Source organism: Komagataeibacter oboediens (genome assembly GCF_003207815.1).
Lineage (GTDB): Bacteria > Pseudomonadota > Alphaproteobacteria > Acetobacterales > Acetobacteraceae > Komagataeibacter > Komagataeibacter oboediens.
In genome coordinates this window covers 1-11,972 of record NZ_NKTX01000065.1, presented here as the reverse complement: position 1 = coordinate 11,972, position 11,972 = coordinate 1, and the positions used below count along the sequence as shown (strand labels likewise).

The window sequence follows — 11,972 nt, the reverse complement described above, 5'->3', positions numbered from 1 at the left end:
CTTCGCCATTGACGCGGGCCTGAACCTGAAGGCCCCGTTCCGGGGACGTGACAACGACACGATCGGGCTGGGCTGGGGCATTGGCCGCGCCAGTTCGGGCCAGCGCCAGTTCGACCGTAACGTGGCCCAAACTGGCACCTACAGCCCGGTGCAGGGCAACGAGAACCACCTTGAACTGACCTATCAGGCGCAGGTTACGCCGTGGCTGGTGATGCAGCCGGACTTTCAGTACGTCTGGCATCCCTCGGGCGGGGTGGCAGACTGGACCGGTTACCGCCGCGTGGGCAACGAGGCCATTTTCGGCCTGCACAGCAGCATTACATTCTGAAAAACCGGCTGATGCCAGCCGCAGCCCGGCACCTGAACACCCACACGCCAGCCGGTCGCGTGCCTGCCGCCCCGGCATGGGCTACGTCGCCCCCACGGACACAACCGGGGATTTCATAAATATTACTTATTAAAATATCATAACAAACGATTGGACCGGCCCGCCCCTTCCACCCCATGGTCCGCCAAGACATGACCCACGGGTTACGCACATCCTGACCATGATGTAGGGGCTGAAGAATAATGGGGGCACGGACCGCAACTTTACCCCTGACCGAACGCATTACCTCCGTGCTGCTTCATCCTGTAAGGCGCGTGTCCTGGATTTATGCGCCGACCCTGCCGGACCTGGCATTCGCGGTCCGCACGTCGTTTGCGGCCATCATCTCGCTATTGATCGCGATGTGGATGGAACTGGACAGCCCGCAATGGGCACCTCTGACGGTGTGGGTGGTGGCGCAATCCTCTCGCGGGGAAAGCCTGTCCAAGGCGCGGTGGCGGATTTTCGGCACGCTGGTGGGCGGTGTTGCGGCCATTACGCTCATGGCGGCGTTTCCGCAGGCGCCGGCGCTGTTTTTTACCTGCCTGTCCCTGTGGATCGGGCTGTGCTGCGCACTGGCAACGCTGCTGGATCAGTACCGGGCCTACGGGCTGGTGCTGACGGGGTTTACATCCGCCATCATTGCCACGGGGGCCATCACGCAGCCCGATGATGTCTTTGCCATAAGCGTCGCCCGCACCAGCTACATCATACTGGGCGTATTGTGCGAAGCGGTTCTGGCGGTCGTGTTCATGCCGCGCATGGTGGAACATGCGCGCCAGCAACTGCTCGACCGGCTGGCAGAGACATTCCGCGCCACATGCGCCAACATTATCCAGCAGATCTGCGCACCCGCTGGCCCGGAACAGCAGGCCATTACCGGTTCCCTGCTGAAACAGATCGTCACCTTCAGCGGACAGATCGAATTCAGCGCGCTGGAACTGGGGCCACGCAACCATGTGGGCGACCACGCCCGCCGCGCGCTGGCGGGCATGCTGGTGATGCTGGCGCAGGCACGCGCACTGCAGATCCTGCATCCCCGCATGACCGCGCCGCCACGCATGGATGATACGCCGCCCGAGCGCGCACTTGCGGCATGGCTGCAGCAGAATACGCCCGATACCGCCACCGATATGGTGGACAGCCCGGAATGGCAGCCAGTGACCACGGCGCTTGTATCCGAAGCTGCGCGGGTCCGCAGCGAAATGACCGCGTGCGCCACCGCCCCGCGTGGGGACCGCTTCCGTTTCAGCCTGACATCGCGTCGCCATATGCATGAAGCCGTAAACAATGGCATCCGCGCGGCAGCAGCCATCATGGGGGCATGCATGGTGTGGGAAGTCACCGCATGGCACCATGGGCCTGCGTTCATTTCCTTTGTCGCCCTGATCTATGGCCTGATGGCGACACGGGAGAACCCGCTGGTCGCCACCACCCCCTTCCTGAAGGGGGGATTGTGGTGCGCGGCGGTGGCGTCGGTTCTGGCGCTGTGGATCATTCCCGCCATTACCGCGCCGGAAATCCTGCTGGCCGCCCTGCTGGTGCCCATGACAATTGGCGGGCTTGCAGCCCGCAGGCCCCACCTGGCTGGATATGCCTTTTCCTTCAATATGTTCCTGCCTGTGCTGATTGGCCCGATCAACCAGGGACGGTTTGATGAAGTCTCCTTTTTCAACAATACCATGGCGTTTCTGGCCAGTATCATTTTCGTGCTGCTGACCTACCGTCTGGTCGTGCCCTTCCGCATGGATGTCCATATCCGCCGGACGGAAGCCTGGGTCAGCCAGCGCCTGCGGCACCTTGGCCGGATCGGGACCCGTACTGACGCCACAACCTGGCTGGCCGCCTGCGCCGCCAGCCTTGTGCGCATCCTGTTTCAGGCCAGTGCCCTGCCGCCACCTGTGCTGGGCGCATGCATGGCGCGGCAGATCATGTCCATGACTGTCGGCATCTATGTCATCCGCCTGCGTGAACTGGTCCGCGGGGGCCACCTGTCCCCACGTGCCGGGCGGATCGTCGGCCTGTTTCTGGCCCGCTGGGACCGTGGACAGGCAGCCGCCATGACACCATATGTACTTGCATGGACCCGGCATGAGCAGGCCCGCGTTACGACACCGCAGGCAAGGCAGCAGATGGCGGAAGTTCTGGCCTGCCTGCGGATCATTACCACGGGCCTGCGCGAAAATCCGGACATCATGACCCAGAAGGTGACAAAGTATGTCGTATCGGATATGTCGTGAATATCAGACCTATTTATCAGCAAAAAGGATGATGTTAATGCGTAAGATCGCTCTTCTGGGCGCAGTTGCCGTCATGGCATGCGCCACTGCCGCCCATGCCGAACCCGGTGGCTGCCTGAAATACGGCGCCGTGGGGGCCGTAGGTGGCCATGTTGCCAACCACCACACCGTACTGGGCGCCGCCGCCGGTTGCGTAACGGGCATGTACAAGCGCCACGAATACCGCAAGGAAGCCAAGGCGAAGGCCGCCCTGTATGATCAGGAACACCCCGGCGCCAAGGGCAATTATGAAGCAAAGGCCACGGCGTACGACGTTGAACATTCGACCACGCCCGGCAAGATGACGCCCGATGCGGCATCCGGCACGGCCCCGGCTGCAGCCCCCGCCGCACAGTAATCACAACCCCGCAGGCAGGCGGTCATGCCGGTTGCCTGTGGTTGCCCATCGGGATGGAAACGGGCATTCTGGCCCTATGGTCACGGTTACGTGATGTTTCCTTTCCGATAACCAGGTTCAGGGCAGAGATGCGTGCACTTTCCTTCCTGCTTCGTGCGACGGCGGCAGTCGTCCTGACCGGGGCCCTTGCATGGTGGCTGGCCGGGTCCTTTTTCCATATTCCGGTCATAGGCGTCGGCCTTGCGGTGGAAGCCGTGATATTCTGGGTCTGCGGTCTTTTATATACCGAGGATTACCCCCATCACATGGCAACCTTTGCCGGAATGACCGTCATATTCGGGTTGCTGAGCATTGCGGTCATGCTGCCTTTTGCCCGGCAGTTTGTCATGCTGCACGGCACATGATGCGACGAAATGGAACATATCGTAAACAATATTTTTTCTTCGTTTATGTGTTTTTGGGAAAACTATTATCCACAAGTGAAGTTAATGAACTGTGGATCTCGTGACACCACAACGTCTCCCAATCCCTAAACTCGGCGTCCCGCTTCGGCGGGGCGTCCTTTTTTTGTACGGTCATGGCATCCCGGCAGGGGGTATGTCTGCGGACAGCGGTGCGATAGGATCAACCCTGCAGGTTCCCCCGGGAACAGGATACATCAGGACATCGCCCATGAAAAAAAGACTTCTTGCCGCAATGCTCTGCCTTTCCATCCCTGCGGGATCAGCAATCGCCGCTGATGGCACGGCCCTGTTCCAGTCAAACTGCAGCATGTGCCATCAGCCCAATGGACAGGGCGTGCCGGGGCAGTTCCCGGCACTGGCCGGACGCGTGGGAAAGATCGCCAGCACACCCGAAGGTCGGCAGTATGTTGTTGCCGTCGCACTGAACGGCATCATGGGGGCCATCACGATACAGGGCAACAGTTATGCCGGGTTCATGCCCCCCTTCAAGATGCTGGCGGATGATCAGGTCGCCGCCATCCTAAATCATGTCGCGGGCCTGCCGGACGGTCCGGATGCAACCATCTTTACCGTGCAGGACGTCGCCGCCGCACGGGGGAAATCCATCGCGCCCTCCGCCATGGTGGAAAAACGACAGGCGCTTGACGCACTGCATCCGCTGCCCTGATGACATGATGAAAGGCGGATCGTGACCTGACCCGCCTTTCATGGAATCCCGTGTGATGCTTCTCAGGCAACTGGCCGGGATCGAATATTTCTATTATTCGTTTACTTTGAATTCGGCCTGTACCAAAGCGGAACAGAGGAAGTACAGCCGGTAGATCAGGCGACAGCGTCAGGGCAGGAAACCGGTTATGCTCCGTCCTGCCCCGTCAACACCCATCTGGCCCTCCGGCACTGAAGCATGCATCCGGTCATTATCCTTCCTGCATGATCTCTGAACAGACATAAGAAAACGTAAGTAAAAATTAAGTATTACAGGGGCCCAATACCTCATTCATATCATAGATAGGACAGTTGCCATTTTGATGGCACAACACATATGTGCGCGCTTGTTTAATAACTGCCTCCAAAAAATATATTTCATTATTTGTTATGAAATAAATATTACTTAAATTATTGGAAAATTTCGTATTCTGTGTCCGGCAATATGCAATATGGACAGAGGAATGTCCCTCATTTCATATCTTTATCCCCTTTGCGGGAACCCCACCGGCAATCACGCATTGGCGTGATGTCGTGTGCGGCAAGGGTAAGGCATATTTTAATATCCCGACCCGCATGACGGTGACATGGTTTGTCATATTCATCCGGTGTGGAATGGAAAACCAGCATGATACACAACAACACAGACGCCAATCCCGCCCCGCTGGGGCTCATGGGGTTTGGCATGAGTACCGTCCTGCTTAACCTGCACAATGCCCAGATCGTGCCGATGGGTTCCGCCATCATGGCGACAGGGCTGGTTTTTGGCGGGCTGACGCAGTTCATCGCGGGGGTGATGGAATATGGCAACCGCAATACTTTTGGCATGACGGCCTTCATGGCCTACGGGGCGTTCTGGATATCGCTGGCCATGCTGCTGTTCCTGCCGCAATGGGGACTGATGCCCGCGTCGTCCCCTGCCCTGATGGGTGGTTACCTGTGGCTGTGGGCATTGTTTACGGCCATCATGGCAGTGGGATCACTGGTGGCATCGCGCATGCATCAGGTCGTGTTCTTCAGCCTGACGCTGCTGTTTGTCCTGCTTGGCAGTGCTGCAGTATTAAATCGGCCCATGCTGGATGTCATCGCTGGATATGAAGGACTTCTATGCGGTTTCAGCGCCATCTATCTGGCCGCCAGCGAGATCCTTGCAGCCCAGTTCGGTCACGCGGTCCTGCCGGTAGGCTGGCCCCGCACCACAGGTGACGCCCCACACAAGGATGATCTGGTCCTGCATATTTCCTGATCAGGACGGACCGGATGTTTCCCGTGCCAATGGCGCGCGCCTATTGCCCGCGCGCCATCCCGGTCCGTTCCCGGTCCAGCAGCCACTGCTTGCGGCTGACACCCCAGCGATAGCCAGACAGGCTGCCATCCCGCCGTATGACGCGGTGACAGGGAATGACAACCGCCAGCGGGTTCGCGCCGCATGCACCCGCCACGGCACGCACGGCTTCTGGCCTGCCAATATGCGCCGCCAGTTCCGTGTATGTTGCCGTTCCGCCACACGGGATGGCGCGCAGGGCCTGCCAGACCTGACACTGGAATGGGGTACCCCGCATATCCAGCGGCAGGCCAAACGTTGCCCATGGCGTTTCAATGCATGTCCGCACGGCAGCCAGCACGCGATCCGCCTCCGCCTTTCCTGCGGGAACGGCATCCGGAAAACGCTTCAGGGCTGCATCATGAAGCGCGACCGGATCATCACCCAGTATGATGGCCGCGACACCACCATCCCCGGTCACCACCTGTACCGCCCCAAGCACGGATTGTCCCGTGACAAGGCGGGCACCGGAAACAGCAGACGATACGGATGTCATGGTCGGGACATTCCCTGTGGCTACACGTTTCTATCCCATGCGCCTGCGGGAATACAACAGGGTTCAACATTCCGGACGGCGGATCGTCATTTAAGCGTATAGACGCTGTCTAAGTGACGTGCCCCCTTTTTGTATCCACTTAATAAGGAGAGTTCCCGTTTTTTATGGCTTGGGCCTGATGGAATGACAAGGGTCTCGGAGGCATGGATCAGAGACCTTCAGCCCAGTTTCCTGTTCCTTCGGTATCCCTATGATCCGCTCTTCCGTAAAACCACTGCGTTTCATCCGTCCGTATCCATCCCGATCGGACCCTATCTTAAAATGGGCACATTTTCGGGGAGCATGTCAGAATCCTTATCCAAATTTTCTGCCAAGGTAATGCTAGATACCCAGTGCTGTTTTGAGATCAACGGCATTGGTCAGCAATGCTACATATGTTCTGGCAAGGTTTGCTTCACTTTCACTTTCAGAAAGAGCGGCAGTCAATAGTTCCTCCCGCGACATGTCACCATGCTGATAGCGTTTCTGAAGTGCTGCAGTGCGCGCTTTTTCAGCATTAAGGAGAGAGATCTGCCTTTGATATTGTGACCTTAAAAATTGTTCGTGTGACAAGAGGTTTTCGATCTCAACCCATGCATTCAAAACGACGCTTTGATAAAATATGCCCGCGCTCCTCTGTTCAGAATGGCGCAGCGCAAGCTGACTGGACAGACGGCCACCATTAAAGATCGGGAGGGTAAGTGTCGGGCCAAAGGACGTGTTGCGTGCATTCCACCCCAGTTCGGCCACTGTCAGCGCATCGAGACTGATCTGCCCTGTCAGGGTAACCTGCGGATAGAAGTCGGCCTGTGCCATGCCAATCGTCGCTGTGGCCGCGTGAAGCCGCGCCTCCGCCGCCCGGATATCCGGACGTTTCCGGGCCATATCGGAAGGAATGTCAACAGCAACCTTTGGCATTGTCACATCCAGAGGGTCTGCGGGTTTTGCCAGTTCGGGTATGTCCGCATCCGGTCGCCCTGCCGCAAGCACGGCCAGTGCCCGATGTAACGAAGCCTGTTGCAGGGCAAGTTCATCTTTTTCACCAAGTGCGGCCTGAGTGACGTTTTGCTGTTTCTCCAGATCAACACCCGCAAGGAGGCCGCGTGCACGGACAGCCCTGGCTATGGCCAGAAGCTGCGTTGCCCGTTCCAGCGTTTTTTCGGCGCATTTCAGGCGGTCCGAAACCCACAGCCACTGAAAATAGGTTCTTGCAATTTCTGCCTGTGTCGAAAGATGCATGGCATCCACATCGGCCTGTACGGCAGACAACTCCGCCTTTGCCGCCTCCCTTAGCCGACGCTGGCGTCCCCATATATCCAGTTCCCATGAGGCCACCGCGCCAATACTGTAATTTGTATAGGAAACACCCTCAGGCTCCTGCCTTACCGCATCTGGAGAAAGACCCAGCAGGGGCTGCAGGACCTCCCCTACCCCTGATGTGGCAAGGCGTTCATGCGTATAGGAAGCCTGCCCGTTCAGTGACGGGAGACTTTCAGCCGATGCGGCGCGACGCTGTATGCGGGCGGCTTTGACCCGTTCACGCGCCAGCGCCATATCCAGATTTCCGGTTTCGGCACGGAGCATAAGCTGATCGAGCACAGGATCATTAAACATATGCCACCATGGCAGGGATGACGGCCGGGCATGTTCCACAGCCCCCGCATTCTGCCACTGCTCCGGCAGCACCGGCTTCGGCCGTACGAAATCCGGCCCCATACTGCAACCGGCGACCGCAAGCAGCATGGGAAACAGGAGCATGCGCACCCTGCATTGGAAAAAACGCGTCTCAGACATGGGCGGATGCTTCCGCGGTGGTAGCCGTACGGTCGAACAGGACAGCGTAAAATGCGGGCACGGCAATCAGGGTCAGTGCTGTTCCACCAACAAGCCCGCCAATCATGACAATGGCCATTGGCCCCCAGAACACATTGAAGCTCAGGGGAATAAAAGCCAGAATTGCCGCCACCGCCGTCAGGCAGACAGGGCGCGCGCGGGTCAGGGTCGCATCAATGATGGCCGCATGCAACGATGTGCCATTCTGATGACTGGACTGGATCTGATCGACCAGCAGGATCGTATTGCGCATGATCATGCCCGCCAGGGCAATAAGCCCCAGCAGGGCCACAAAGCCAAACGGCGCCCCTGTCACCAGCAGGCCGGACACCATCCCGATCAGGCCAAGCGGTGCCGAAAACAGCACGAGCAGGGAGCGGCTGAAGCTTTGCAACTGAATCATCAGCGCCAGAAGCATCAGCCCCCCGGTCAGCGGGAGGAAAGCGAAGATCGCACTATCCGCTGTCGAGGAAAGCTCCACATCTCCCCCCGTTTCAATCCTGTATCCCGCGGGAAGGCCCATGCGCAGGGCTTCCATTGCTGGCGTTGCGCGCTGCACCACAGTCGCGGGCTGGATATCCGTTGCAACACCCGACTGAACGGTCATGCAGAGTTCGCCATTTCTCTGCCACAGGATCGGGAAGTCGGTTGTCACCTGTATGGTGCCAAGCTGACCAAGCGGCACGACCCCGTTTCCTGTTACAATGGGAAGGTTCGTCCACAGGCCGGGATCAGAGCGCACGGGGCGGGCGGCCCGCACCATGACCGGGATATGATGGTGCCCATCGGGCATATCGCCTGCGACCTCTCCGGAAATGGCTGCCTGGAGCTGTGCGGCGACACTGGAGCGATCTGTCTGGAAATACGCAAGTTTATCCGGATCCGCTTCAAGGGTCAGGCTGGGTGTCCGGTTCCCCCAATCCGCCTGCACCGAGACCGCGCCTTCAGTGCCGCGCAGGATGTCATCCACCCTACGTGCAATCGCCCGCAGGGTGTCCGGGTCTGGCCCTATGATGCGGTACTGCACGGGGAAGTCAGCAGTAGGCCCCAGGGACAGACGCTGCACATGCAGGTGCACGCCTGCGGGAAGGGACATGGCCTCAACCTGCTGGATCAGCTTTTCCCGCGCATCAAGGTCCTGTGCAACCAGCAGGAGTGTCGCGTGGGCGGCACTGGGTGTGGCCGGGGCATAGGGAAGGTAAAAGCGCGGCGCGCCATCGCCAATATGAGCCTCCATGTGACGCAGCGATGGGCTTCCCCCCAGGTGCTTTTCCAGGATGCCGACGGCCGCATCGGTTTCCCCAATGGCTGTTCCCGGTGGCATGGCGACATCCACAATCACTTCCGGGCGATCGGACTGCGGAAAAAACTGCTGGTCAACAAACATAAAACCGCCGCACGCCACGATCAGCAGCATGACCGTGCCACCCGCTACGGCTTTTTTATATCGCAGGCTGGTGCCAAGCATGTGGCGCAGTATACCCGTCAGCCGGGACTCACGTGATGCCTGTGAGGGCTGTCTGGCCTCAGGCAGGAGATGAACCCCCAGAAACGGGATAAAAACGACCGCCACAACCCAACTGAACAGCAGTGCCGCGGCACTGACCCAGAAAATTTCACCGGCGTATTCACCCGTTGTCGACTGCGCCAGACCAACCGGCAGGAAGCTCACAACCGTCAGCACCGTGCCCGTCAGCATCGGGAATGCGGTGTGGCTCCACGCGAAAGAGGCTGCCTCTTCGCGGCTGCGCCCCTGTTCAAGCTGCACGACCATCGCTTCGATACTGATGATGGCATCATCCACCAGCAGCCCGAGGGACAGGATGAGGGCACCAAGCGAAATACGGTCAAGCCCGATATGCTCCGTGCCCATGTACAGGCTGACCCCGGCAAGCGTCAGCGGCACGGAGCAGGCCACAATAATCCCGGCTTTCAGGCCCAGGCTGACAAAAGCAACCAGAAGCACAACACTCAGCGCCACGACGAACTTGATCAGGAATGTATTCACGGCCTCCCGGATGACCCGGCTCTGGTCTTCCACCTGCGTCAGCTTCATGCCCGCGGGCAGCACGGCTGTAGCCGCCGCCTTCTCAAGCGCCCTGCCCAGCGCAAGTCCGTCCGCGCCATCAGCCATTGCGACAGCAATGACGACGGCCGGCCTGCCCCCGTAACGGATCAGCGAAGGTGCCGGATCTGCATACTCACGGTTCACCTGGGCAATATCCCTGACACGGATGGTGCCGGCATGGCCTGCCAGTGGCGTCTCTTCAACGGACTGCACACCGTCGAGGGCTCCGGACACATTCAGGGGAACAACGGTTGTAAAATCTACCGAACCACCAGATGCCAGAGTTGATCGCCCCTGAAGCGACCTTGCAACCTGATCGGGACTGATTCCCCTTGCGGCAGCCTGTTGCGGATCAAGATCAACGGTAACCTGCTGCGGGATCTCACCGCTGATCTGGACCTTCCCCACACCGTGAACAGCCTGAAAAATCTTTTTCAGGTATTCGGATGTCTTGATAAGGTCTGCATTTTCTCCCCCGGTCAGGGCAAACACATACCCATAGACATCGGCATAATCATCATTGGCGGCAAGTGCCACGCCAGACGGCAGTCCAGGAGCAAGGTCGGATAACCTGTTGCGGACCTTCTGCCAGATAACCGGAACACGTTCCTTTCGTTCATCATCGCGCAGGAAAATCTGCGTCACGCAGGCTGCCGGAATGCAATATGTACTGAGAACATCTATGGCTTCGATATCACGCAGGCCCTGCTCAAGCGGTTCGGCCACCTGCCTTTGCATCTGCTGGGCACCTGCGCCCGGCCATTGTGCGGAAACAACCATGTTCTTGAGCGTGAAAGCGGGGTCTTCAGCCCGGCCAAGGTGAAGAAAACCATATCCACCAGCAAGGAAAAGACAGGCCATCATGAAGCTGACAAGTGCCGGATGGCCGACAGCCCAGCGTGAGACGTTGAAACGATCCATCATCAGCGTTCACCTGCCTGCCCGGCAACAAGAACAGCCTGTCCCTGCTGGAACGAACCGTCAGTATTGGTGACAATCCATTCACCGTCCGTCAGGCCTTCAACTAACGCATCTGCTCCTCTCAGCCCGACAATACGGACGCGCCGCAGTACAAGATGCGGCGCCTGCCCATCCATCAGCCCCCACAGATGGGCATGCGTCTGGTCTGCTGAATCCACGGCAGTAAGCGGCACGCGCACGGCATGGGACACGTCATGCGCGGCAAGAACAACCATGACGAGGCTGTTGACGGCTACGGGAAGCGGATGGTCCAGTTCCAGTTTGACATCCCGCATCTGACTTGTGCCGTCAACCGCGCCAATTTCCCTGATGGCAGCCTGAACGGGCTGGCCATCCTGACCAGGCAGGTCAACTTCCGCCCTGTCACCAGCACTCCAGGATGAGGATGATGGAACCTTGAAGTGGACTTCAGACGCCCCTGCGGACAATCGTATGATTTCGCTTCCGGCGCCAACCAGACTACCCGGAACACCCGTGACGCTCATGATCCAGCCATCTTCAGGCGCCCGGATCCTGCTTTCAGCCACCTGAATCTGGGCCTGCGTCAGGGCTGCAAGGGCTGATCTGTATTTTGCCTGAGCGAGGTGCCATGAATAGGCACGTTCTTCGACCGTCCCAGAGGACAGTCCCCCTATGGTGTCCAGTCCCCGGCTTCTTTTATATGTTGCGGCAGCCTGATTCATTTCGGCGCGGGCGGCATCAACCTCGCCCTGTGCCTGGGCTTCCATCTCCAGCAGCAGTCTGTCTTCAAATGTGGCCAGAACATCGCCCTGATGAACATATTGACCGCTGGTAACCGATACCGATGTCAGACGCCCGGCCTGTGTCGGTGCGAGGGGAATAGTTCTTTCGGCCCCGTATGATCCAATGAAGACAGCCTTCCGTGGTGAGGCGTCATGCACCCTGATGGCCTGTACGGCAGGTAGGGGCGCGTGCTTTACCGGGGAAGATGTCGGCTTATACCAAGGGCTACTGTCTCTGACTCATCTGTGAAGTGACGCGAAGGGCCTGTTCTGATTCTGTCGTGAGAGGGAGGATCGGGAATGGCTGGTGCGATT

At 58.8% G+C, this 11,972-nt stretch carries 10 protein-coding genes; 6 read left to right on the top strand and 4 right to left on the bottom strand.

Translation table 11 applies throughout. The annotated features are described in order from the left end of the window. From CFR80_RS14815 to CFR80_RS14790, 6 genes are all read left to right on the top strand, one after another. A partial coding sequence (locus CFR80_RS14815) for a carbohydrate porin (protein ID WP_146221664.1) occupies positions 1–328 on the top strand: 328 nt, incomplete at its 5' end. A 242-nt stretch (positions 329–570) separates the two neighbouring features. Then, the gene (locus CFR80_RS14810; protein WP_010517723.1) at positions 571–2,607 is read left to right on the top strand and encodes an FUSC family protein; all 2,037 of its coding nucleotides are present in this window, start codon (positions 571–573) and stop codon (positions 2,605–2,607) included. 37 nt (positions 2,608–2,644) lie between these two features. Beyond that, the gene (locus CFR80_RS14805) at positions 2,645–3,004 is read left to right on the top strand and encodes a hypothetical protein (protein ID WP_010517725.1); all 360 of its coding nucleotides are present in this window, start codon (positions 2,645–2,647) and stop codon (positions 3,002–3,004) included. Between the two features lie 128 nt (positions 3,005–3,132). Next, complete coding sequence (locus CFR80_RS14800; RefSeq protein WP_010517727.1) at positions 3,133–3,408, top strand: hypothetical protein; 276 nt, start codon at positions 3,133–3,135, stop codon at positions 3,406–3,408. A gap of 268 nt (positions 3,409–3,676) precedes the next feature. After that, positions 3,677–4,135, top strand: coding sequence for a c-type cytochrome (locus tag CFR80_RS14795; RefSeq protein WP_029329803.1), 459 nt, complete (start codon positions 3,677–3,679; stop codon positions 4,133–4,135). Between the two features lie 666 nt (positions 4,136–4,801). After that, entirely contained in the window at positions 4,802–5,419 is a 618-nt protein-coding gene (locus tag CFR80_RS14790; RefSeq protein WP_048857100.1) for an acetate uptake transporter, read from the top strand. A gap of 40 nt (positions 5,420–5,459) precedes the next feature. On the opposite strand, the gene CFR80_RS14785 is transcribed toward CFR80_RS14790, so the two are convergent. From CFR80_RS14785 to CFR80_RS14770, 4 genes are all read right to left on the bottom strand, one after another. Beyond that, positions 5,460–5,993, bottom strand: a complete 534-nt coding sequence (locus CFR80_RS14785) for a methylated-DNA--[protein]-cysteine S-methyltransferase (protein WP_010516461.1) — start codon at positions 5,991–5,993, stop codon at positions 5,460–5,462. A gap of 381 nt (positions 5,994–6,374) precedes the next feature. Further along, complete coding sequence (locus CFR80_RS14780) at positions 6,375–7,775, bottom strand: efflux transporter outer membrane subunit (protein WP_258367839.1); 1,401 nt, start codon at positions 7,773–7,775, stop codon at positions 6,375–6,377. Between the two features lie 43 nt (positions 7,776–7,818). Then, positions 7,819–10,857, bottom strand: coding sequence for an efflux RND transporter permease subunit (locus CFR80_RS14775; protein WP_110507603.1), 3,039 nt, complete (start codon positions 10,855–10,857; stop codon positions 7,819–7,821). Further along, positions 10,857–11,816, bottom strand: a complete 960-nt coding sequence (locus CFR80_RS14770) for an efflux RND transporter periplasmic adaptor subunit (RefSeq protein ID WP_181418241.1) — start codon at positions 11,814–11,816, stop codon at positions 10,857–10,859. The genes CFR80_RS14775 and CFR80_RS14770 overlap by 1 nt, the downstream gene beginning before the upstream one ends. Positions 11,817–11,972: the final 156 nt, after the last annotated feature.